General features: G+C 65.7%; 16 protein-coding genes. All 16 read right to left on the bottom strand.

Features of this window, described 5'->3' with window-relative positions; all coding sequences use genetic code 11:
• Nucleotides 1-4: 4 nt before the first annotated feature.
• Nucleotides 5-841 (bottom strand): SDR family oxidoreductase, encoded by an 837-nt coding sequence (locus JLZ96_RS23910; protein WP_201011451.1) that lies wholly within the window; start codon nt 839-841, stop codon nt 5-7.
• A 9-nt stretch (nt 842-850) separates the two neighbouring features.
• Nucleotides 851-2,782, bottom strand: a complete 1,932-nt coding sequence (locus tag JLZ96_RS23905) for a hydantoinase B/oxoprolinase family protein (protein WP_201011450.1) — start codon at nt 2,780-2,782, stop codon at nt 851-853.
• On the bottom strand, nt 2,782-4,881 hold the full coding sequence (locus tag JLZ96_RS23900; protein WP_048320133.1) for a hydantoinase/oxoprolinase family protein: 2,100 nt from the start codon (nt 4,879-4,881) through the stop codon (nt 2,782-2,784). The genes JLZ96_RS23905 and JLZ96_RS23900 overlap by 1 nt, the downstream gene beginning before the upstream one ends.
• 249 nt (nt 4,882-5,130) lie before the next feature.
• A complete protein-coding gene (locus JLZ96_RS23895; RefSeq protein WP_032399123.1) occupies nt 5,131-5,793 on the bottom strand; it encodes a carbon monoxide dehydrogenase subunit G in 663 nt (220 codons plus the stop codon).
• Nucleotides 5,790-8,270 carry an aerobic carbon-monoxide dehydrogenase large subunit gene (gene cutA / locus JLZ96_RS23890; RefSeq protein ID WP_201011449.1) on the bottom strand — a complete coding sequence of 827 codons (2,481 nt, stop codon included), beginning with the start codon at nt 8,268-8,270 and terminating at the stop codon, nt 5,790-5,792. Before cutA ends, JLZ96_RS23895 begins: the two co-directional genes overlap by 4 nt.
• A complete protein-coding gene (locus JLZ96_RS23885; protein WP_027497753.1) occupies nt 8,267-8,905 on the bottom strand; it encodes a (2Fe-2S)-binding protein in 639 nt (212 codons plus the stop codon). The genes cutA and JLZ96_RS23885 overlap by 4 nt, the downstream gene beginning before the upstream one ends.
• Nucleotides 8,905-9,819: a xanthine dehydrogenase family protein subunit M gene (locus JLZ96_RS23880; protein ID WP_201011448.1), complete on the bottom strand. Its 915-nt coding sequence runs from the start codon at nt 9,817-9,819 to the stop codon at nt 8,905-8,907. The genes JLZ96_RS23885 and JLZ96_RS23880 overlap by 1 nt, the downstream gene beginning before the upstream one ends.
• An 80-nt stretch (nt 9,820-9,899) precedes the next feature.
• Complete coding sequence (locus tag JLZ96_RS23875; protein ID WP_045840797.1) at nt 9,900-11,360, bottom strand: uracil-xanthine permease family protein; 1,461 nt, start codon at nt 11,358-11,360, stop codon at nt 9,900-9,902.
• Between the two features lie 129 nt (nt 11,361-11,489).
• A complete protein-coding gene (locus JLZ96_RS23870) occupies nt 11,490-13,094 on the bottom strand; it encodes a helix-turn-helix domain-containing protein (protein WP_236254226.1) in 1,605 nt (534 codons plus the stop codon).
• A 56-nt stretch (nt 13,095-13,150) separates the two neighbouring features.
• Nucleotides 13,151-14,293, bottom strand: coding sequence for an XdhC family protein (locus tag JLZ96_RS23865; RefSeq protein WP_201011446.1), 1,143 nt, complete (start codon nt 14,291-14,293; stop codon nt 13,151-13,153).
• A 141-nt stretch (nt 14,294-14,434) separates the two neighbouring features.
• Complete coding sequence (locus tag JLZ96_RS23860; protein ID WP_201011445.1) at nt 14,435-15,811, bottom strand: amidase; 1,377 nt, start codon at nt 15,809-15,811, stop codon at nt 14,435-14,437.
• A gap of 21 nt (nt 15,812-15,832) precedes the next feature.
• Entirely contained in the window at nt 15,833-17,551 is a 1,719-nt protein-coding gene (locus tag JLZ96_RS23855) for a PucR family transcriptional regulator (protein WP_201011444.1), read from the bottom strand.
• A 42-nt stretch (nt 17,552-17,593) separates the two neighbouring features.
• Nucleotides 17,594-19,042, bottom strand: coding sequence for an amidase (locus JLZ96_RS23850; RefSeq protein WP_032384967.1), 1,449 nt, complete (start codon nt 19,040-19,042; stop codon nt 17,594-17,596).
• Between the two features lie 103 nt (nt 19,043-19,145).
• Entirely contained in the window at nt 19,146-20,252 is a 1,107-nt protein-coding gene (locus JLZ96_RS23845; RefSeq protein ID WP_032375321.1) for a ring-opening amidohydrolase, read from the bottom strand.
• Nucleotides 20,253-20,330: 78 nt separating this feature from the next.
• Nucleotides 20,331-21,911 (bottom strand): carboxyl transferase domain-containing protein, encoded by a 1,581-nt coding sequence (locus JLZ96_RS23840; protein WP_201011443.1) that lies wholly within the window; start codon nt 21,909-21,911, stop codon nt 20,331-20,333.
• The gene (locus tag JLZ96_RS23835; RefSeq protein WP_201011442.1) at nt 21,908-23,080 is read right to left on the bottom strand and encodes a CaiB/BaiF CoA-transferase family protein; all 1,173 of its coding nucleotides are present in this window, start codon (nt 23,078-23,080) and stop codon (nt 21,908-21,910) included. The genes JLZ96_RS23840 and JLZ96_RS23835 overlap by 4 nt, the downstream gene beginning before the upstream one ends.
• Between the last annotated feature and the right edge of the window lie 152 nt (nt 23,081-23,232).

Below are 23,232 nucleotides of genomic sequence, written 5' to 3'. Positions count from 1 at the left end.
CGTCCTAGCGAATCAGAGCGCGCATCGGCGTCGGCGACCTGCCCAGCAGAGCAGCGGTGACAACCCCGCTGGCGAGAAAATCGCGGTCGTTGTAGTACTCGAACATCGCCGAGAGACGCTGTTGTGCATCGGTCCCCAATCCGGTGCTGTGAAGGTTCATCCACTCGTCGACACCGATGGACTCCACCGACACCGCCCGACCCGTCATCGTCTCGACCAAACGAACCGTGTCTCGGACGCTCAGTATCTCCGGTCCGCCGAGTTCGTAGGACGATCCGTGGTGAATGTCCGCACCCTCGACCAGAATCCGGGCTGCCACCTCGGCCACATCGTCGAGGCTGACGAACGAGAACTTACTGTCCAGGCTGTACGGCACAGCAAGATCGCTACTGCTCCCGTCCAGAACCGCCTCGAAGTTCTGCGCATAGGCGCAGGGCTGCAGGATGGTCCAGTGCATTCCGTGCGCACTGCAGAAGGCACGAAGGTCCTCCTCGCTGCGGGCCTTGTCCATGTGATGCGGCATCCGCGGGCTGTAGGGCCAGGCCACCGAGTGATAGACGACGTGGTCCACTCCGGCGGACGCCGCCGCGTCCAGCGCCCGCAAGACTAGAGCCGGTTCGTCCGGATGCACATTGGGCGCAATGAAATACACCCCACGGCACCCGGTGAAGGCCTCGACAAGGCCTGCACCGGTCTCCAGGTCCACCGGATAGTCCTGCGCTGAACGGCTCAGCCGCCGCACCAGCGCAATGCCGTCGAGTGCATCTGCGACGGCTCGTCCGGTCTTGCCCGTGGCACCGACGATCGCGATGTCGGTGCCACGGGAAACATCAAGCGCCATCAGTGAATCTCAGCGATCGATGAAGTCGTACTCGGCGAACTTCGCGCCACCGGAGAGGCGTTCGTAACCGGGCCCACGATCGAAGAACGGCTCATCGAGGCCGCGTGCATTGCGCATCTCCGCGCGGAGCTTCTCCGATGCCTCGACATCCGCGGTCGCTGTGCCGTCGGCAATCACGACGCCGTAGTCCGTGGCCGCGAACTCGCGAGAGACTTTGCCCCACAGCACGTCCTGCTCGACGGATTCGATGGGACGCTCGAGCGGATCGCCCCAGCCGCCGCCACCCGTCGTGCGGATACGGATGGTGTCGCCCGCCAGGATCGGCTCGGCATCGGTCAACGCGTCGAATTCACGCTCGTTGGGCTGACCCGGATTCAGCGTCACCGAGAACGATCCGCCGGCCTTGCCGCCCTTGACACCCCAGCACGCGAGAATCGAACGGTCGGCGATGGACATGAAATGCGCATCCTTGAGCATCCGGATGTGCTTCTCGTAACCGAGGCCGCCGCGGTAGCGTCCGGCACCGCCGGAATCCTTGGCGAGACCCAGCTTTTCGACGATGAATGGGAATCGGCTCTCGGTGAACTCGGTGGGCAGGTTCCGCGAATCGGGCACGACGTGGATGGTGTCCTCACCGTCCGCGTAATGCCGTCCACCGGAGCCGCCGCCGAGCACCTCACGCATGAGGTACGAGTTGCCGTCGAAGTCGTCGCCGTAGACGCCCGTGTAGCGGATGGTCTCCTGATCGGCAGGCATGTTGCCGTCCACAGCCTTTGCCACCACACCGGCGAGCACACCGAGCAGACGCAGGATGACGAACGTCCGCGCGTTGGTCGGAGCCGGGAAGATCGGGGTGATGAGCGTGCCCTTTTCGGGGAACTTCATCTCGATCAGCGGGATGACACCCTCGTTGACGTCGAGCTCGGCCATGCGCTCGGGGGAGTCCGCGAGGTTGCGCAACACCGGCGCAAGCCATTTGGCCAGGAAGTTGCCGTCCGCGTAATCACCGCAGTGGTTGATCGGGCCCTTGGCCTGCGGCCCGGTGCCGGTGAAGTCGAGAATGAGACGCTCGCCGCGCTCGTCCTCGGGGCCGGTCTTGGTCAACGTAATGCGCTGAACGTGCAACATCGGCTCGTCGACGCCGTCGTGCTCGGCGTAGTCCTCCCAGGTGTATTCACCCTTCGGGATCTTGCTCAGGATCTCGCGACGGTAGATCTCGGTGGTGGCATCCATCATCGAGTCGAAGCACGCCTCGACGGTGTCGATGCCGTAGCGCTCGTACAGCTCCGTCATCCGCCGCGCACCCATGAGGCACGCCGAGCACTCGGCGTCGAGATCGGCGGCCAACGCGTCGGGCATGCGCGAGTTGCGCGTCATGATCGTCAACGCAGCCTGGTTGGGTACGCCCTGATCCCACAGCTTGATCGGCGGAACCATCAGGCCCTCTTCGTACACGGTGGTCGCACCGGACGGCATGGAGCCGGGGCAGCAGCCGCCGATGTCGTCGTGATGGCCGAAGGCCTGGACGAAGGCAACGACCGACGGCTCGGTGTCGCCGGGCTTGGTAGCGAACACCGGCACCGTGACGCAGAGATCGGGCAGGTGGCCGATGCCACCCTCGGAGAGGTAGACGTCGTTGTGGAAGTAGACGTCACCCGGCTTCATGGTCCCGAGCGGGAAGTCGCGGGCAACCGGATGCACCAGCGCGGAGTACGACCGGCCGGTGAGCTTGCGCAGATTGCGGTCGTGGATTCCGGCGCGGAAATCGTGGGCGTCACGAATCATCGGGGATCGCGACGTCCGCGAAATAGCCGTCTCCACTTCCATTTCGACGCTGGCGAGGTAGCCGGCCACGATCTCGACGAGAACGGGATCAGGCGCAGGCGCGTCGACCGGAGAGAGCCGGTAGGGCTTGTTGTTCACCATGTCGATGACGGTCATCAGTTCGCTCCGTTCGAGTCGAGAGTGCGGGTGATGCGGACGTTGCCGAACGTGTCGATGCGGGCGGAGAAGCCCGGATCGATCGGCACGGTGGAGCTGAATTCTTCGATGACGGCCGGTCCGGTGATCGTGTCACCGGCACCGAGATCCGCACGGCTGTAGATCGCAGTCTCGTGCCAGCCGTCGAAGTACGCCTGACGCGTTCCGGTGCGGGCACTTTCGGCTCCGGTGCCGGCGGCGATCTCCGACAGTACGGGGCGCTTGATGGGGCCGATACCGCTGACCCGCAGGTTGACCCACTCGACGAACTGACTCTGATCGCCGCGGAAGTCGTAGCCGTACAGCTCACGGTGCGCTTCGTGGAAGGCCTCGGCGGCCTGATCGATGCTCGCCTGGGTGATCTCGCCGTCGGCGATCGGGACACGCACCTCGAAGGCCTGACCGAAGTAGCGCAGGTCGGCCGAGCGTGCGTAGCGACGATCCTCGGCAGCGAAGCCTTCACCGGCGAGTGCCTCGTCGGCCCGAGATGCCAGCACTGCCAGCTCCGACTCCAGATCCTCGGCACGTAGACGGTCATGGCGGCTGACGTGCGTCTGCACGTAGTCGTTGCGCACATCGACGGTCAGCAAACCGAAGGCGGACACGTTGCCCGGGTTGAGCGGTACCAGAACATCTTTCAGACCCAGGATGTCCACCAGGCGGCAGGCGAGCAACGACCCGGAGCCGCCGAACGTGACGAGCGTGAAGTCGCGAACGTCGAGGCCACGCTTGACCGAGATCTGCCGCAGCGCATTCGCCTGGTTCCAGGCCGACACCTCGAGGATGCCGGTACCGCAGGCCTCGACCTCGAGCGAGAGCTGATGCGCGAGGTCTTCGATGCCCTTGCGCGCCAGGTCGGTATCGAGGGGGATCTCGCCGCCGAGCAGGTGGGGAGGAATGCGGCCGAGCAGGACGTGGGCATCGGTGATGGTGGGAGCGGAGCCGCCGTTGCCGTAACACATGGGACCGGGATCGGCTCCGGCAGAATGCGGCCCGACGCGCAGCGTGCCCTCGGGTGTCATCCAAGCGATCGAGCCGCCGCCCGCGCCGACGGTGACGACGTCGATCATCGGGATCTTCGACGGGTAGTTGCCGACGCGTCCCTCGGTGGTGAGCGCGGGCTCGCCGCGGACCACGACGGTCACGTCGGTGGAGGTGCCGCCGCCGTCGCAGGTCAACACCTGTTCGACGCCTGCAGCGCTGGCCACCAGGGCCGCACCCAGCGCGCCGGCGGCCGGCCCGGAGAGCACGGTGGTGATGGGCTGGTGCACAACCTCTTTGGCGGACAGGACGCCGCCGTTGGACTTCATCACGTAGAACGGCACGTCGCGTGCGTCACCGGATTCGGTGGCGAACTCCCGCAGCCGGTTCGCGATGTTGTTGACGTAGCTGCGAATGTTCGGCTTGACGGCCGCGTCGACCAATGTGGTGATGGCGCGCTCGAATTCGCGGTACTCACGCAGTACTTCGGTGGAGATGGAGACCGTCGCCTCGGGGTATTCCTCGAGAAGGATGTCGCGGACACGCTGTTCGTGGTCCGGGTTGGCGTAGGAGTGCACTAGGCAGACGCCGAGGGTCTTGACGCCCTCGGCCTTGAAGAATGCTGCGGCTGCGCGTACGTCGTCGTCGTTGAGGGGGCGGATCTCGTTGCCGTCGAACGAGAGCCGGCCGCGGATGGTGCGCACGCGGTGCGCGGGCACGATGCGATCGGGCTTGACCCAGAAGTAGGAGTTGCCGTAGCCGTCGGGTACCGACTGCCGCGCGATCTCGAGTACATGCTCGTAGCCCTCGGTGGTGATGAACCCCAGGTTCTCCACCTTGCCTTCGAGCAGCTTGTTGGTTGCGACGGTGGTGCCGTGGCTGACGGCGCTGAGCGAATCGCCGGATACGCCGAGCTGGCGAAGTACCTTGTCGATGCCGGTCAGGAATCCCTCCGCCGGATCACTCGGCGTCGACGGAGTCTTGGTGGTCACCATGGCTCCCGACTCCTCGTCCACTGCCACGACGTCGGTGAATGTGCCACCGGTGTCGATACCGACCCGAATCTTTCGTGGTTCCACGCTTCCTCCTCGATATGGTTCGTAGGCCACGCGTCCGTTGATCGGATCGGCGGGTACCTGACGTGTACTCACATTCGACCCGTTCTGCGTCTCAGTATCTTTGGCACAAGGTGCCAAACTCCGGCCGAGCATTTGAGCTCCGCGCGCCCTGCACCGGCGTCGAATTGGCAGTACTTGCAACGACAAAGGCCGCTCACCCCCGATTGCTGGGGATGAGCGGCCTTTGTCGCGAGCCGCGACGGTGCGAAGCTACCGGTGACAGGACGAGCGCGTGAGCAGTCCGCCCAACACGACTCCGGCCAGTGCGAAGCCTGCGCCGGCTGCGGCGGCCAGCAGTGTGCCGCGGACGGACTGCGCAGCGACGGGTGCGCCGGCACTCACAGCGCGTCCGGCCGCGACAGGCAGAGCAGTGGGGGTGCTGCCGGAATCGCTGGCTGATACCTCCGCGGGCGCAGCAGCGGCCTCCGGCACCCCGTTGGCGATGACGCCATCGAGACCGTTGAAGAACACTCCGGCCATCTTCTTTGCGACGCCGGTGATCATGCGCTGACCGACCCCGCCGACCATGCCGCCGACCACGGCATCGGCGTCGTAGCTGAGCATCGTGCCGCCGCCTTCGGTGGGCTCGAGCTTGATGGTGACGTCGGCGCGCACCGTGCCCGGTGCGCCGGCACCGGAGGCGGTCATGACGAACGACTCGGGCCGATTCTGCTGCGAGAGCACCACTTCACCGTCGTACGTGCCCTTGATGGCCGCGACGCCTGCGGTGATCGAAAGCTTGTAGTGATCGTCGCTCAACTGCTCGAGCGATTGCACTCCGGGGATGGTCGCGGCCAGTACTCGGCCGTCCTGCATGCTGTCGTACACCTCGGCGGGAGGTGCGGCCAGCGTGGCGGTTCCTGCGATTCTCATGAAATCTCCTCGGTTGTCTGAGCGACCGCGTGGGTCAGCCGCAGCTCGTACAGGTCGGACGGTGAAATGGGCATCGAGGTGATCGAAAAGCCTTCGGCGTCTTCGACGGCGGCCGCGATGACGGCGCTGGTGGGGATGACGCCGGCTTCGCCGGCACCCTTCATGCCCAACGGGTTGAGCCCGGACGGGGTGACGGTGTGGTCCATCTCGATGGTCTCGGGAACTTCGGTGACGAACGGCATCAGGAAGTCCATGAACGAGGCGTTCAGTAGTTGCCCGTGCTCGTCGTAGGCAATCTTCTCGTACAACGCGCCGCCGATTCCCTGGGCGACCCCGCCGTGAATCTGGCCCTCGACGATGCGGGGGTTGATGACGTTGCCGCAGTCGTGGACCACCGCGTACCGCTCGACGTGGATCTCGGCCGTCACCGGATCGGTCTCGACGATCGCCGCGTGGATGCCCGACGCGAACGTCGAGCGCGGGGGAGAGTAGTAACCGGTGGCTTCCAGGCCCGGCTGTTCGCCCTCCGGCACCGGCGGGATCGTCATGTCGGTGTCCATCTTCGCGAACCCGGTGGCCTGCCTAGACTCCTTGTCGAAGGCATAGCGCAGCGGATTGGACAGTACGGCAACGACACCGAGGGAGATGGACGTGCCCTCTGCTCCGGGTTCGGTGCCGATCTTGCAGACGTAGCCCCCGCGCAGTTCGAGCTCGATGGGGTCGAGATCGAGGGCGCGCCCGGCGATGACCTTCGCTTTCTCGGCGACCATCTGCGCGGCCACGTGGAATGCCGAACCGGACATCACCGCACCACGCGAGGCGAATGTGCCGACGGCATAACCGAATCGACGAGTGTCGCCGGTGGTGATCTCGACGTCGGCGATGGAGACACCCAGGTCATCGGCGACGATCTGCGCGAACGTCGTCTGATGGCCCTGGCCCTGCGTCGTCAACCCCGTTGCGCCCTTGATCTTTCCCGAGTTCTCGATGAGCACGTGCGCGCCCTCGTACGGCCCGGGGCCGGTGCCCTCGACGTAGGCACCGACACCGATACCGACGGTGCGGCCCTGCGCGGCTGCCTGCTTCTTGTATTCGGGGAATCCGTCCCAGTCGATCAGGGCCTTGAGCTTGTCGATCCCGGCCTGGTAGTCGCCGGTGTCGTAGATCAACGGTCGACCGTCCTGGAACATCAATCCGAAGTCGTAGGGCATCTCCTCGGGCCTGATCAGGTTCTTCTCGCGGACCTCGAGCCGGTCCTTGCCGAGGTACGCGGCGATGGCGTCCATCGAGCGTTCCATCGCGAACACACCCTGCGGGCGGCCTGCTCCTCGATACGGAATGACGATGACGGTGTTGGTGTACAACGAATAACCGTTGCAGCGGAACGAGACCGGCTTGTAGGGCCCCAGCACCTGCGTCGCAGTGTTGATCAGCACGATGATGCCGTACGGCAGGTATGCGCCGTTGTCGTGCCAGACGGTGAAGTCGAACGCCAGCAGCCGCCCCTCGTCGTCGAACCCCAGAGTGACCTCTTGGACCTGTGCACGTTCGTGCGCACTCGAGATGAAGTGCTCGCGGCGGTCCTCGACCCACTTGACCTCGTTGGAGATGCCGGCGCGACCGAGCTGTCGAGCTGCCCACGTCACCATCACCTCCTCCGGCCACGGGTGCATGATCTTGACGCCGAAGCCGCCACCGACGTCCGGGGCGATGCAGTGAATCTTGTTCATCGCCATGCCGAGTCGCGCCGCGACGGCCGCGCGCACCGACGTGGAGGTCTGCGTGGACGACCAGAAGGTCAGGGTCTCCTCGTCACTGTCCCAGCGCGCGTAGACGCCCTTGCCCTCCATCGGCATCGCCGCCGAACGCTCGATATTCAGGTCGAGGGTGATGCGGTGTGGCGCAGCGGCAAGTTCGGCGTCGATGTCTCCGAAACCGTGCTGCAGATGCGCGGCCACGTTGTCCGGCACGTCGTCGTGTACTCGCCGGGCCGCGACGCGCGCGGTGTCGATGCCCACGACGGGGTCGAGGATGTCGTAGCGGACGTCGATGACCGCGCAGGCATCTTCGGCCACGTAACGGTTCGTTGCGATGACCATGACGATGGCCTCACCGACGTGGTTGACCTCGTCCTTGGCGAGCGGGAAGCCGTTGCGCGGAGCGATGATTGCGGGATGGGGGATCAGCAGCGGTAGCCCTTCGGCCATCTCGGCCGAGTCCGCTTCGAGATCGTCGTAGGTGTACACCGCGTGCACGCCCGGCATGGCCAGCGCGTCGTCGATATCGATGGCCGTGATGCGTGCATGTGCGTGTGGGGAGCGCACGAAGGCGGCTATCAGTGCGCCGTGACCGAGATCGTCGAGATACTTGCCCTTGCCGCTGAGCAGGCGCTCGTCCTCCGAACGCGACAGCGGCTGGCCGAACAGGGGAGCAGTGTTGGTGGGAGTGTGCGGCGGGGCGGTGCGCGTGGTGCTCATGCTCGGCCCATCCGTCCGCCGACGGGACTGGTGGATCCTCGTACCTTCCGGTCGAGTGCGGCACGACTCGACTCGTCGTCGGGGCCGAGCGGAAACTCGCCCGCCCGTTCGCGTTTGATCTCGGCAGCGCGCAGCACCGAGGCCTTGATGTTCTGATAGCCCGTACACCGACAGATGTTGCCGGCGATGGCCTCGGTGGCCTCCTCCTGCGTCGGTGAATCGTTTTCGTCGAGGAACGCGGCGATGGTGGTGACGAATCCCGGTGTGCAGAAACCGCACTGCAGACCGTGGCAGTCCTTGAAGGCCTGCTGCACGGGATGCAGGGTGCCGTCCGGCTCGACGAGGCCTTCGACCGTGGTAACGGTCTGCCCTTCGAGGCTGGCGGCGAGCATCAGGCAGGCGCGGACCGGCTTGCCGTCGAGGAGCACCGTGCACGCGCCGCACACGCCGTGCTCGCATCCGACGTGGGTGCCGGTCTGACGAAGGTCGTGGCGGATGGCGTCCGACGCGAGGGTGCGGGCCGGGACGACGATCGTCTGCTTGGTTGCGTTGAGGGTGAACGTCACCTGTACGTGTTGTTCACCGGTCTCCGCCATCAGATCGTCCAACTGCTGTTCGATATCTGTTGTCTTCATCAGTGGTTCACTCCGGAATCGGCGTGCTGCGGGTGAGTGGACTTGGATGACGCGCCGTCGACTGCGGCGGCCATCACCACCCGTGCGGTCAGTGCGGCGACGAGTTGGGATCGGTACGCCGCGGTTGCATGAATATCGGACTCGGTCTCGACACGTCGACGTGCGTCCTCCGACAACGCGTTCCACTTCGGATCACGTGCGTCGGACACGGCGGCCCCACCGATGACGTCGGTGTAGTCGACGACCTCGCCGAATTCGCCGGCGGACACATAGGTGACGTGCGCGGTGCGTACTGCGTTGTCGGCAACGGTGACACGGGCCGCGACTCCGACGAGCGCGTAGTCACCGTGTCGGCGGGCAACCTCGTCGATGGCCGTGCCCTCGCCGGACTTGGCGGCGGGAACCGTTGCGGCGATCGCGATCTCGTCGGTTTCGAGCGAGGACTCCAGCGGCCCGAGGAACAGATCTTTCGCCGCGATCTCTCGGCGGCCGCGGACGGACTGCACCGTGACCGAACCTTCGAGCAACCGTATGACCGCGGGCATCTCGGCCGACGGGTCGGCATGCACGATGGATCCAACGGTGGTCCCACGGTTCCGGATGGTCGCGTGGGCCACCAGATGCAGTGCCCGTCCGAGCAACGGCTGCGTCCGGGCGGCAGCCCGGTTCGACGCGAGCGACGCGTGCGTGGCCAGAGCCGCGAACGTGACGCCCGAGTCGGTCGACCCGGTGATGTCGTCGAGACCGTCGATACCGGTGATGTCGATCAGGTTCCCGGGGGCGGCCAGGCGCATCGACAGCATCGGAATGAGGGACTGACCGCCGGCCAGCACCTTGCCGTCGACCTCGGCCAGGATGCGGCACGCCTCCTCGATCGACCGCGGCCGATGGTATTTCAATGGAGAAGGTTTCATATCCCGATCCTGCCTGCCTGTGCCTGGAAGTGTTTCGTCAAGAGGTGACAAACGTCACGCCCCAGTGTTGCAATCGCTCGTTACCGCAACGGCTTCAGGGTGTCGACCTCGCCGGCAACCCCGTCTCCGTCGCTGCCGTCGGAACGTGCTGTGGTAGAGGAGGATCGATGCCGAGGTGACGCGTCGACCGGTGTCTTCATGTGGGCCGGGGCAATGCGAGCGCACAGGTGGTAGAGCCCTATGACGACGATCGTGCCGAGGGAGATACCGCTCAACGAGAACGAATCGCTGAAGACGAGCGAGGTGTCGCCGATCGCGATGATCAGACCCGCGGCAACCGGCATCATGTTGAGCGGGTTGCCGAAGTCGACACCGTTCTCGCGCCAGATCTTGGCACCCAGCAGACCGATCATGCCGTAGAGGACGACGGTGATACCGCCGAGTACGCCGCCGGGGGTGGCCGAGATCAGCGCGCCGAACTTCGGCGAGAATCCGAGGATCATGGCGATGATTCCGGCCGCCGTGTATGCCGCCGTCGAATAGACCTTGGTCGCCGCCATGACGCCGATGTTCTCGGCGTAGGTCGTCGTCGGTGAACCACCGACCGAGCTGGCCATGACCGTCGCGATACCGTCGGCAGCGAGTGCCCGGCCCATCATCGGGTCGAGATCGTCACCGGTCATTTCCGCGACAGCCTTGACGTGCCCTGCATTTTCGGCGATCAGAGCGATGACACCGGGGAGGACGAGAACGATGAAGGCGAGACTGAACGACGGTGCGTGAATGCCGACGATGCCGTTGGCCTCGTCGCTGAACGGCGGGAGTCCGAACCATTGCGACGCCTCGACACCCGACCAGTTGACGCGGAAGTGCTCGGTGACCTCGCCGGCCGTGGCGTCGTAGGACGTGATGGGTCCGGATACGAGGTCGAGGATCCAGGACAGCGCGTACCCGAACACCAGCGACAGCAGAATCGCGATCCGTCCGAGGAACCCGCGCAACGCCACGCTCATGACGATGAGCACGAACATCACTGCGAGAGCGACCCATTGGTCCTGTGGCCAGTAGGTGCTGGCCACGACAGGCGCGAGATTGAAGCCGATCAACATGACCACCGCACCGGTGACGACCGGGGGCAGCACCCGCACCACGACGCCGCCGCCCATGAAGTGGATGGCGAGTCCGGCCAGTGCCAGGACGAGACCCGATACCAGGATGGCACCGGTGACCTCCGCTGACGTTCCACCCTGCGCTCGGATGGCGGCGACGCCGCCGACGAACACCGCGGACGTGCCGAGGTAGCTGGGGATGCGGCCCTTGACCATGAGCAGGAAGAAGATGGTGCAGAAGCCCGACATCAGAATGGCGAGTTGGGGATTGAGCCCCATGATGATGGGGAAGACGAATGTGGCCCCGAACATCGACACCACATGTTGGCCGCCGAGACTGATGGTGCGGCCCCAGTTCAATCGTTCGTTCGGCGCGACGACGTCACCCGGTCGAACATTCTTTCCGTCTCCGTGAATCTTCCAGATAGGCATGTCGAGCCTTTCTCCAACGTATCGAACCGGGGTGGTTCGCGGGATGGGTAAAGCATTGTCCTGCAACGTTACTGACGCATTTCCAAATCGCTACGAGCGCAATTTGCCAAGCGCTCGATGGCGGGTCCGTCACATGTGGTGGTCGGTTCCGCGCATGGCCATGATTTTCAGCGCAAGGGAAAGATCCAGGCGTAGATCGGCGCGATCGGTGAAGGGGCCCAGTATCTTTTCGAGTTTCGTTATTCGGTATCGCAAGGTGTTGTAGTGAAAGTGCAGTGCCCGAGCAGTTTCGGCGATGTTGATGTTGGTGGCCAGCAACGTCTCCAGGGTTCTGCGCATGTCGCGTGCTTCGTCGTCGTGCCCGGCGAGGTCGTGCAGGGTTTCCCGGGTGAACGATTCGAGCTCGTCGACGTTGTCCACCAGGCTCAGTAGTCGAAACACGCCGAGTTCGTCGAACGTGGTGACGGCCCAGTCCCCGGATACCTGGCGGCCGACCTTCAACGCGGTACGCGCCTGGCCGTACCTACTGGGGATGTCGGCCACCGTGGTGCACGGACGCGAGATCCCGACCGTGAACGGTTGCCGACCACCGCCGCCGTCTCCGTGTACTCGTTCGACGATTTCGTGCACGTCCGCGACCGTCGTGGGACGTTCGCCCATGATGATGACGGTTTCGGTGCCGAGGGCGGCGATGGCGGCCTGCGGATCTCGTTGTGCCAGAGCCCCTGCGAAAGCCGACATCTGCCGATCGACGAGTGGCCTGCGGCCGGGCGTCGGTTCGTCGTCGAGGTGTGGGATCGGTTCGATCGCGACGATCACCACCGGCCTGCCGAGATTCCAGCCGAAGCGTCGTGCATGCGCCACCGCGTGTGCGTGCTCGCCGCCTCGGCCCAGGAGAAGATCGCGCAGAAAATTCGATCGGTGTTTCTCCTCGACTGCCGACAGCGCGAGATCGCGAGTGACGACCATCGCCAACACACCCGCGGCCGCGTCGGCAGTGTGCAGGTCCGATTCCGTCAGAGGGCGACGTGAGGAGAACAGGACGATGCGTCCATGGTCGATTCCGTTGGCCGTGATGGCGCATACCGCGATCGAATTGCCCTGTTGCGAACGCAGACCGAGGCCGCCGTCGACGGAGTCGGTGCGCAGTCTTCCGGTGGGATCGAGGGCGGTACTGGCGCGGAGGGCGGACAGTTCGTCGTCACTGCCTGCCGAGGCAAGTTCGCGTCCGTCCACCGTGGTGATCGACACTGCCACATCGCATTCGACCGAGGTTGCGAATGCCAGTTGTGCTACCCCGCCGCCGGCGAGCGTGATATCGGTCAATGCCCGGCGCAGGCGCTCGGACCGAAACATCGCTCGTGCCTGCGTCTTTGCGTTGTCGCGTAGGCCCGCGGTGAGATCGTGCTTGGGGTCGAGTTCGCCGCAGACCTGAACCAGCGGCAGGCCCAGTGTCTCGGCACTCACGCCGACGCAGTCCGGAACGGCGATGTCGTCGTCCACCCGCACCAGAATCCCGGCAACGCCGAGGGAATGGGCTCGGGACAGCAGCGCGGCCGTCGGCTCCGTCAGGTGCGTGAGGGCCTCGCTCGTCGTGGACAACAGGTCGCCCGGTCGAATCCAGAACCGAATGCCGGCGGGGTCGTCGACATGATTGATTCTGCGTACCGGCCGGCCGAGGCCGGCGCGACCGGCGAGCAACGTGGCGTGCGCCAGCAGGTCCGAGCTCAGCACGGTCTCGACGGTATGCGGTACCTCCGTGGTGGGCGAGCGTCGCTCGTCGTGCAGTGTCAGCACCTGACGGCCGATCGAACGGGTGATGTCGCGTCGATCTCGGCAGCGGCATCGCGGTGGATCGGCCCACTGAGACTTCGCAATTCGAGGCCGGTCGTCTGCCGTGAGACCTTGAGGATCTCGGCCACGATGGAGATCGCCGTTTCCGGTGGAGTGGAAGCACCGAGATCCAGCCCGATGGGGGAGTGCAGCCGCGCCAGCTCGCTGTCGGTCACCCCGCGCTCGCCGAGCAGTTCCACCCGGCGGCGGTGGGTAGACCGACTGCCCAGCGCGCCCACGTAGGCGGCACCACTGCGCAGCGCAACCTCGAGCAACGGGATATCGAACTTCTCGTCATGGGTGAGAACGGTGATGACGGTGCGCTCGTCCACCGGCGCAGTAGCGAGGAACGTGTGCGGCCACGCCACCACGACGTCGTGCGCGTCGGGGAATCGGGCCCGGGTGGCGAACACCGGGCGGGCGTCGACGACGGTGACGGCGAAGCCGGCGAACGTGCCCAGGCGGCACATCGCGGCGGCGAAATCGATGGCACCGAACACGTACATCCGGGGCGGTGGTCCGAACAACTCGACCATGACGGACCGCGCGCCGTCGTCGGCGATGCGAATGTCCAAGCCGGACTCGCCGCGGTGCAGTCGGTCGAGAACGGCGAGACTCACGCTCGAACCGTCGGACTCGATGTCGGTGAGACCGTCGGAATCGACGGTTGCCTCCGTTCCCAGAACCGCCAGCCGCGTCGGGGCCCCGGTGGTGAGATCGGTGAGCACGGCCACCGGCTCGCCGCTCGAGACCAGACGAGCGACGTCTTCGAGTACCGCGCACGCGTCGCTGTCGATGAGACGAACGAACACCTCGATGGTGCCGCCGCACGTGAGGCCGACGCCGATCGCGTCGTCGTCCGCTACCCGGTAGGTCTCGCTCCTGGCCATGCCGTGGGCGAGGACGTCGTTCGCCAGCTCGTACAGGGCACCTTCGATGCAGCCGCCGGAGACGCTGCCGACGACCTGACCGGACGTAGCCACTGCCATGGCCGCACCCGCGGGGCGCGGCGACGACTGCCACGTACGTACCACCGTGGCCAGGGCGAACGGCTCACGTTCGCGCAGCCACGGGGCCACGTCGTCGAGAATGTCGCGCATGCCGCCGCCTTTCGACCGGATGAGTGATGCCCATCACGCTAGTTGCTGGCGCGGGCCGGCCATGAAACACATTTCGACCAAATCGACAGCGGGTCGTTGTAAGAACCTGCCGTCGCGGTACGGATGGACGGACCGCGAGGGCTACGTCAGAGCGGCGGCGACGGCAAGAGCGTGATGCTCGTGCCACGGCTTGGCGATGATCTGCACTCCGATCGGCAGACCGCTGCTGGAGGTGGCAACGGGAATCACCACCGAGGGCACCCCGAGGATGCTGATCGCTCGGCTACTCGCCAGCGCCTGCGACCACGACAGAGAGGCACCGTCGACCTCGAAGCTCGTCTCACCGAGCGGAGGGGCGAGAATCGATGCAACGGGAAGTATCAGGACGTCGCCCATCGTGGACACCAGCTGGTGCTGCATCTCGGCGCGTCGAGCCCACAGTGCCTCGACGTCTGCGGCCGTGGTGGTTCGGACGCCGGCAAGGATGGCCCTGATGTTGGCGCTGAACTCGGCGGGGCCGTACTGCTCGATGTCCGTTTGGGTTTCGCAGCCCCGCATCCGAGTGAACAGCTCATGAGCTTCTAGTAGTGCGGTGCCCTCGTACGGCGTCACCGATCCGACGAACGGACCGGTGCGCAGTGCCGCGGATTCGGTGGCGGCGCGGATCTCCGCATCGACCGGAAACGTGCCTTCTCCTGTGGCCCAACGAATATCGAGCTCGCGGAGGTCCACGCTCGCAGGGTCAGTCCAGGTGTACTGCGGCGACGACAGCACGCGCAGCAACAGGATCACGTCGCCGAGAGTGCGGGCCATGGGGCCGATGGTCTGCACAGTGCCGTGCATGGTCGCCGGATTCGTCAGCACTCGGTTGTCGCTCATGACACCGGGATACTGCCCCTCGGAGTCGATTCGGCCCGGTGTCGGCCTGATCGAGCACAGACCGGTGCAGTGCGCGGGCCACCGCACCGAGCCACCGAAATCGGTGCCCAGTCCCACCACGCTCATGCCCGACGCGATGGCCGCCGACTCACCGCCGCTGCTCCCGCCCGGTGACAGCTTCGTTCCGGCAGGGGAGAGCGGGTTGACGGTGTAGCCGAACAGGTCGTTGTGCGTGAGTCCGCTGGCACCGAACTCCGGTGTGTTGGTCTTACCGATCAGGATTGCGCCCTCGGCGCGCATCCGGGCAACGGCGGGAGCGTCGACGCGAGGGACGTTGTCCGCGAGCGCATGTGAGCCCGCCGTGGTGCGAACTCCGGCGGTGGCGATCAGGTCCTTGACCGTGAACGGCACTCCGGCGAGGTCGCCGACCCGCTCGCCGCGGGCGATGCGGGCATCGATTCCGTCGGCTGCCAGCAGTGCCGATTCGGCTGCGACGGTGACGATCGCATTCAGCTCGGTGTTGATTCGGCCGATGTGTTCGAGGTGCTGCTCGGTCACCTCGCGCGCGAACACGGTGCCGGCGCGCACTGCTGCCGCGAGTGCGACGGCGTCGGTTCCGATCGAATTGCCCTCAGGCACTGGGTGTCTCCTCGGGTGGTGTCACAGCCCCTTCATCTCCGCGACCCGCAGCGCCAGCGCTACATCCAGGCGCAGAATCGGATCGGTGGTGAACGGGCCGACGATGGACTCCAGCTTGCCGATGCGGTAGCGGAGCGTGTTGTAGTGGAAATGCAAGACGCGGGCGGTCTCTGCGACGTTGCAGTTGGTGTCGAGCAGCGCCTGCAACGTCTGGCGCAGGTCGACGGCATCGGCGTCGTCGCCGGCGAGTGAGCCCAACACCTCGGTTGCGAAGGCCTGCAGCTCGGCTCCGTCGGTGACCAGTGACAGCAGTCGATGCACGCCGAGGCCGTCGAAATGCGCTACCGATCCGTTTCCGCGCATGCGGCGTCCTACGACGACTGCTTTGCGGGCTTGATCGTAGGCGCGCGGAATGTCGGCAACGGAGTCGATGACGCGGCTCACGCCTGCGCCGAACGAGTTTCGTCCGCCGCCCTTGTCTCCGGCGACGGAGGCGATCAGATCCTCGACGACGTCCCGTTCGGTGCCGGGTTCGGCCGGCATGAGCGTGACGACCTCGTTGCTGAACCCGACGACGGGAGCCCGTCGATCGCGCCTGCGCACCACCTGCTGCCATGCCGCGGTCAGGCGCTCCTGCGGCAGGCGGCCGGACACGGCCGGCTTCGCCGAATTGCTTACGGCCACTTCGGCAATCTCGTCCAATTGGGCCACGATGACCACCATGCTCCGGTTCACGTCCCAGTCGAGCTGGGCGCAGTACTCGATGATTTGTTCGGGGGATTCGGTTGCGCCGTTGAGGACGTCACGCAGGAAATCGCCCCGAAACTTGGACTCGACGGCAGAGACAGCAAGTTTCTTGATGACCGCCAACGCCACGACGGTGGCCGCGCGTTCAAGGGATTGCATCGTGACGGGACCGAGTCGTTCGGCGGCCGCCACAGCCACGATCAGTCCGTGGTCGGTGCCGCCCGCGATGATCGGTGCGACGGCAATGCGGTGCCCGCTGTCGCCCGGTACCGGTTGCAGGCCTTCGTGGAGTCGTTCGGTGAGCAGACGACCGGACGGGTCGAACAGGGGCATCTCTTCCAAGGCAGCAACATCTGCGTCTGCTCCTGCTGTGGCCTGGACTCGACCGTCCGGAGTGCAGATGAGCACCGATGCCTCGAAGAGCGTGGCGACCTCATCGGCGATCTGCGGTAGATCGCCGCCTTCGAGCACGATCGAGGTCAGTGCTCGATGCATGCGATCGGCAATATCCAACGCCCACGCCTGCCGGTCGACGAGGTGGGTGAACACCTCGGAGATGACCTCGTCGAAGCCGACATCTCGGCGAATGAGGAAGAGCGGCAGGCCGAGTCGATCTGCTGCCTCGATCATCGCAGCGGGCACGTCTCCGAAGTAGCGTCCTTCTTTGACTCCGAGCGCTGCCGCGCCGCGTTCGGCGAGTCCTTCGACCAGCTCCACCAGGGCACCGGCATCGAACGGGCGGCCCGAATCTGCATGCCGCAGTGGGAAACCCGTCGTCAACAGCAGTTCGTTCGGTTTCACCCACGGCAGGATGTCGGGAACTTCGATGACGTTGACGCGTCGAACCACATTCTCGAGTCCCTGCTCGCCTGCGACAAGAGTGGACCCCGAGAGGCTGGGGAGCGCAAGCAATTCTGCGACGGTGAGCGCGTAACTCGCCGAGGCCGGGAAGTCTCGTACTCGTGGCCGAAGCGCACCGACCATGTCATCCATTGTTCAACAATACTGTGTAGGGCATGTCGCGACGGCAGGGGATCAGCCGACGTGCAGTGCCGGCGGGAGGACGCGCTCGACCCACCGCGAGGCCTGCTCGTAGGCGTAGGCGAGCTGCAGAACCGCGCGGTCGGCACCGTGCCTGCCGATGATCTGAACACCCATCGGCAGACCCCGATCGTCGAATCCGACCGGGACGGCGGCGGCAGGAACGCCGGTCATCGTCCAGGGCACCACCGTCTCCATCCACCGGTGATAGGTGTCCATGGGTCGACCCGCGATGGACTGCGGCCAGTGTTGGTCCTTGTCGAACGGGAACACCTGAGCGGTGGGCGCGAGAACGAAGTCGTAGGTCTCGAACAAGGTCGTCAGTGCGCTCTGCCAGTCGTTGCGAGCCTGCGCTGCCTTGGTGACGTCGAGTGCGGTCAATGCGACGGCATGCTCCATCTCCCACAGCATTTCGGGCTTCATCAGCTCCCTCGTGCGCGGGTTCTCGTACAGATCGGCCATCCCGAGCTGCGCCCACCACCGCCACGTCAGGAACGAGTCCCAGATTTTCGCCGGGTCGTACGACGGCACGGTGCTCTCCACTGCGCAGCCGAGGTCCTCGAAGACGGTGAACGACGACTCGCACAGATCGAGGACACCGGGTTCGGTCGCCAGGTGGCCGTTCCAGTCTCCGACCCACGCGATGCGGGCACCGCGGAAGCTGCGTTCGAGAGTGCGGGTGAAGATCTCCGGGTCCTCGTCGATTCCGAGGGGCGCGTTGGCATCCGGGCCCGCCATCGTCGACAGCAGGTGCGCGACGTCGGTGACCGATCGTCCCATCGGCCCGGCGACCGCACCCTGAGCGATGAAGCCGGGCTCGGGAATTCGTCCCCACGACGGGCGAAAGCCGACCACGTTGTTGAAGGCCGCCGGGTTGCGCAGCGATCCCATGTAGTCGGTGCCGTCGGCGACGGGCAGCATGCGTAGCGCCAAGGCTGCCGCCGCACCTCCGCTGCTTCCGCCTGCAGTGCGCGAGGTGTCGTAGGGCGAGACCGTGGTTCCGTACACCGGGTTGTACGTCTGAGATCCGAACCCGAATTCCGGTGTGTTGGTCTTGCCGATCACGATGGCACCGGCCGCTTTCACGCGGGCGACGAACAGATCGTCCGCGTCGGCGATGCGATCGGCGAAGATCGGTGACCCCGATGTGAACGGTAGCCCTCGGGCTGCCGACAGATCCTTCACCGCATGGGGAAATCCGTGCATCCACCCGAGATACTGCCCGTCCGAGAGCTGCCGATCTCGCTCGCGTGCCTCGGCCAGCAGCTCGTCGCGATCACGCAGGGCGACAATGGCATTGACTGTCGGATTGTGTGCCTCGATGTGGTCGAGGTACGCCGTCATGGTCTCGACGCACGAGACCTCGCGGCGCTTGATCTTGCCGCTGAGCTCGACCGCGTCGGACATCAGAAGTTCGGCAGCGGGTCCGACGGTGGTTGCCATGGTGGTTCCTTCGTTCGAGAGAGACGCAGAAGCAGAGGGCCGGACGCCGCGCGAACCCGAGACTGTCGGGTTCGCGCGGCGCTGTTCGAGATCGAAACCGGCGCTATCCGAGGTCGACGATCGCGGCGACGGGGCCGCCACCTTCGGGGCCCTGGTGCGCTGCCGAGACCGACACGAAGACCGCTGGGTCGCCGGTCACTGCTGCGGTGACGCCGCCGACGCACGCCTTGATCTGGCGGTGCCAATGGACGTCGGAATCGTCGAGCATGGCGTTGCGTCGTCCACGGACCGTACCGTCCTGGCTTGCTTCGCATTTGAGGAAGACGTTGACGAGCTTGCCGCCCAGATCCTTGGTGTGCGGCCGCTCGGGAAGTTCGAGACCGGCATCCTTGATCGCGTTCCAGATGCCGTCCTGATCGAGCGCGTCGTTCATCACGCTGTGTCCGATGCGGTACCGGCCGCCGATTCCGCGAGTGTTACCCACGACGACGATCTGCGCACGGTCCAACTCGACGCCCGAGGAGCACGAGGCCACCGAGGAGTACAGCTCACGACTGTGCATGACGTCCTCGTCGGTCGGCATATCGATCTCACCGAGCGCGACAGCGATACCGAGAGCGGTGCCGCCGTTGGACAGATCCATCGACTCGTGCGTCTGTTCGGTCCAGACGGTCTTGCCGCGGCTCTTGGCGTCACGGATGGTGTGGATCGTCAGCAGCGGGGTCTTGGTCTGCACGTAGTGCACGTCTGCGGGATCGGTGATGCCGGCGTTGGCCATCGCATCCTTGACTGCCGCAGCCACTTTGGTGATCATCGCGGTGCGGCCGATGTCCTCGGGCATCAACTGCTCGCTCATCGCGACGCCGACCGTCAGGCGCGGCTCCTCGGTCTGCACTGCCTTGTCCGACGGTACGGTCGCGAAGATGGTGGCGTGGGGGCTGATGACTCCGTCGGTGCCACCGGACCAGACGATCGGAACCTCGCCGACGTCGTGTGCGCTGCGAGTTCCTTTCGCGGACAACACTTCGCGGAATGCTCGGTCGGCGATGATGCGGGTGTAGTCGTTGACTCCGCCGTTGCCTTCGGTCTTACCGATGACTGCAATGACCCGGTCGGCGTCGAGCACCCCGTCGTCGATGAGCTTCGCCAGCTCGCTGGCATCGGACACGTTGTGGAGCGGGACCTTGCGGACCTCGATTGCGTCGGGCACTGAAATCTCCTTCATCGGGATCTGTGGGTACTGCAGAGTCGGCCGGCGTTCGCGCGGCGGGGGCTCGCCCCACGAACGTTATCGACCGTTGGACAGGGGGTGCACTGGCAAGCTTTGCCCAATCAGCGCACTTTTTTGGTTATCGGACATCCCCAGGTAGCGGTAGCGCTGCAACCGTGAGGTCACCAGTTCGGCCGGGGCGGCGGCGAGGAGTACGGCCAACTCGTGTTCGAGCACGGTCCCGAGGCGTGACAGGAACGCCGCAGGTTCATCGGAGGCATCCGGCCGTTCGGCCACGATCCGGTCGATGACACCGTTACGCAGCAGGTCCAGGCTGCGCACGCCCTGCTCCTCTGCCATCTCGGCTGCGCGGTCGGTGGTGTGGAACTTGATCGCCGATGCACCCTCCGGCGGCAGTGGCGACAGCCAACCGTGCTGAGCACACAGCACCCGATCGGCCGGGAGCAGTGCGAGTGCGCCGCCGCCGGCTCCCTGGCCGAGCAGCAGGCAGATCGTCGGTGCCTTCAGTGTCGTGAGTTCGACCAAGCAGCGGGCGATCTCGCCCGCGAGGCCACCCTCTTCGGCCTCCTTGCTCAACGCGGCACCGGCAGTGTCGATGACGGTGACAAGGGGTAGTTGCAGCTCTTCCGCCAGCCGCATTCCGCGTCGTGCTTCCCGGAGGCCGGCGGGACCCAACGGCTGATCGGCGAAAGTGCGGTCCTGGCCGAGAAGTACACACGCCGAGGCCCCGAACTTGGCAAGGGCCAGAAACAATCCGGGCTCGATCTCACCGGCTCCGGTGCCCTGCAACGTCGTCACCGTGTTCGCGGCCGATCGCACGAGGTGGCGTACTCCCGGCCGTTCCGGCCGTCGAGAACGACGGATGGATTCCCATGCAGGCACATCGTCGAGGTGCTCCAACGGGATGTTCGGAACCGGCGGAGGTGGCTCGTGTGGCGCACACAGGACGGCGAGGGCCGAAATGGCAACCTCACGGAGTTGCTCGGGAGGGACCACCGCGTCGACGAGGCCACGGGCGGCGAGGTTTTCGGCTGTCTGCACTCCCTCCGGGAACTTCTCGCCGTACAGCGCCTGGTACACACGCGGACCGAGAAAGCCCAGGAGCGCACCCGGTTCGGCCGCAGTGACGTGGCCGAGTGAGCCCCACGAGGCAAGTGCTCCGCCGGTCGTGGGATGACGAAGGTAGACGGCGTAGGCGAGACCCGCCGACTTGTGCGCAGCGATAGCCGCCGAGATCTTGACCATCTGCAAGAAGGCGACCGTGCCCTCCTGCATCCGTGTTCCGCCGGAGGTCGGCGAGGCGAGCAGCGGAAGCTGTTCTGCTGTCGCCTTTTCGACGGCCTGTACCAATCGTTCGGCGGCCGCCGTTCCGATGGAGCCTGCGAGAAACCCGAACTCGCACAGGACGAGTGCCACCCGGCGCCCTGCGAGGGTGGCTTCGCCGGTCAACACCGACTCGTCGCAGCCGCTCGTTTCACGGGCCGCGACCAGCTCGTCGAGATAGCCCTGATCCGCCGGTCCGTGCACCCCGATCGGGGGAAGCGGGTCGGTGTCCCACCGGACGAAACTGCCGGCGTCGACGACCATCTCGACGAGTTCGATCGCGCCGAGCCGTGCCGGCGCGCCGGTGCGGGTCATGGCGTCGTCTCGAGCCAGGCGCGGATCGAGTCGCCGTGCTGGTCGAGGGTCGGCGGGGCCGCGTGTGTCGTGCGCATCGCGGCACCCTCGCAATCCTCGTCCATGCGCAGCGGTGGGCCGGGCAACGTGATGGTGCCCAGGGCCGAATGGTCGACGTCGATCATCAGTCCCTGCGACCGGGTCTGTTCCCAGGTGTAGACCTCGGCCAGATCGCGGACGCGTCCGGCCGGTATGCCGAGCTCACCGAGTAGTCCGAGAAGTTTGTCGGTCGGCCAGTCCGCGAAAACGGCATCGACAGCGGCGATGACGGCCTCTCGGTCGTCGACGCGTTGTGGGTTGGTGGCCCACTCCGGACGGTCCAATCCGAATGCGGGAGCGAAGCGTTGCCACAGTCCTTCACTGCCCACGGCAATCTGAACCAGCCCCTCGGATGAGTGGAACAGACCGTACGGGCAGATCGACGGGTGATGTCCGCCGGTGGGGCGGGGCACTTCGCCGGCCACGGTGTAGCGAGTGCCTTGGAATGCGTGCACCCCGACGATGGAGGCCAGCAGGCTGGTACGCACGACGCGGCCGCGTCCGGTGGTGTTGCGCTCGTGCAGTGCGGCCACGACGCCGTACGCGCCGTTCATTCCGGCGAGCAGATCGCCGATGGGAACGCCGACCCGAGTGGGCTCGTCCTTCGACGGCCCGGTGAGCGACATCAATCCTGCTTCACCCTGGGCGATCTGGTCGTAGCCGGGGCGGGTGCCTTCTGGGCCGTCGTGGCCGAAACCGGTGATGGACAGGATCACCAGACGCGGGTTCAGCTCGTGCAAGGCCTCCATGCCGTAGCCGAGGCGAGCGAGAACGCCGGGGCGAAAGTTCTCGACGAGCACATCGGCGCGGCGAATCAATGCGGTGAGCGTGTCTCGACCGTCGACAGCTTTCAGGTCCAGTGCAATGGATTCCTTGTTGCGATTGCACGAGAGGAAGTACGTCGAGTGCCGATCGCCCTCGTCGTCGGCGACGAAGGGTGGGCCCCAGCTGCGGGTGTCGTCACCGCCGCTGGGTGACTCGACCTTGATTACTCGCGCGCCGAGGTCCCCGAGCATCATCGCGGCATGGGGTCCGGCGAGTGCCCGCGACAGGTCGACGACCAGGCAGTCGGAGAGCGGTCCGACCGTCATCGGATTGCGTTCCGAGACAGGGGAGCGATGTCGGTATCGAACTCGAATCGATCGTTGCGAAGCGTCATGCGTCCGAGTCAACGTGCCGGTCGCGGCCCCGTCGTGGGCAAAAGTTGCCGACGCTGAGGGGTCGCTTTCGGACAGTTCGAGCG

It is taken from the genome of Rhodococcus sp. NKCM2511, assembly GCF_014905595.1.
GTDB classification, from domain to species: Bacteria; Actinomycetota; Actinomycetes; order Mycobacteriales; family Mycobacteriaceae; genus Rhodococcoides; species Rhodococcoides fascians.
Note: the sequence above shows the minus strand (reverse complement) of the source record. Positions and strands in the feature narration are given on the sequence as shown.

Excerpts from the sequence above, each read along its gene's own strand:
- JLZ96_RS23885 (WP_027497753.1), bottom strand. The coding sequence starts at position 8,905 with ATGAAGACAACAGATATCGAACAGCAGTTGGACGATCTGATGGCGGAG.
- JLZ96_RS23910 (WP_201011451.1), bottom strand. The coding sequence starts at position 841 with ATGGCGCTTGATGTTTCCCGTGGCACCGACATCGCGATCGTCGGTGCC.
- JLZ96_RS23905 (WP_201011450.1), bottom strand. The coding sequence starts at position 2,782 with ATGACCGTCATCGACATGGTGAACAACAAGCCCTACCGGCTCTCTCCG.
- JLZ96_RS23880 (WP_201011448.1), bottom strand. The coding sequence starts at position 9,819 with ATGAAACCTTCTCCATTGAAATACCATCGGCCGCGGTCGATCGAGGAG.
- JLZ96_RS23840 (WP_201011443.1), bottom strand. The coding sequence starts at position 21,911 with ATGACCCGCACCGGCGCGCCGGCACGGCTCGGCGCGATCGAACTCGTC.
- cutA (WP_201011449.1), bottom strand. The coding sequence starts at position 8,270 with ATGAGCACCACGCGCACCGCCCCGCCGCACACTCCCACCAACACTGCT.
- JLZ96_RS23855 (WP_201011444.1), bottom strand. The coding sequence starts at position 17,551 with ATGGATGACATGGTCGGTGCGCTTCGGCCACGAGTACGAGACTTCCCG.
- JLZ96_RS23875 (WP_045840797.1), bottom strand. The coding sequence starts at position 11,360 with ATGCCTATCTGGAAGATTCACGGAGACGGAAAGAATGTTCGACCGGGT.
- JLZ96_RS23850 (WP_032384967.1), bottom strand. The coding sequence starts at position 19,042 with ATGGCAACCACCGTCGGACCCGCTGCCGAACTTCTGATGTCCGACGCG.
- JLZ96_RS23895 (WP_032399123.1), bottom strand. The coding sequence starts at position 5,793 with ATGAGAATCGCAGGAACCGCCACGCTGGCCGCACCTCCCGCCGAGGTG.
- JLZ96_RS23835 (WP_201011442.1), bottom strand. The coding sequence starts at position 23,080 with ATGACGGTCGGACCGCTCTCCGACTGCCTGGTCGTCGACCTGTCGCGG.
- JLZ96_RS23865 (WP_201011446.1), bottom strand. The coding sequence starts at position 14,293 with ATGCGCGACATTCTCGACGACGTGGCCCCGTGGCTGCGCGAACGTGAG.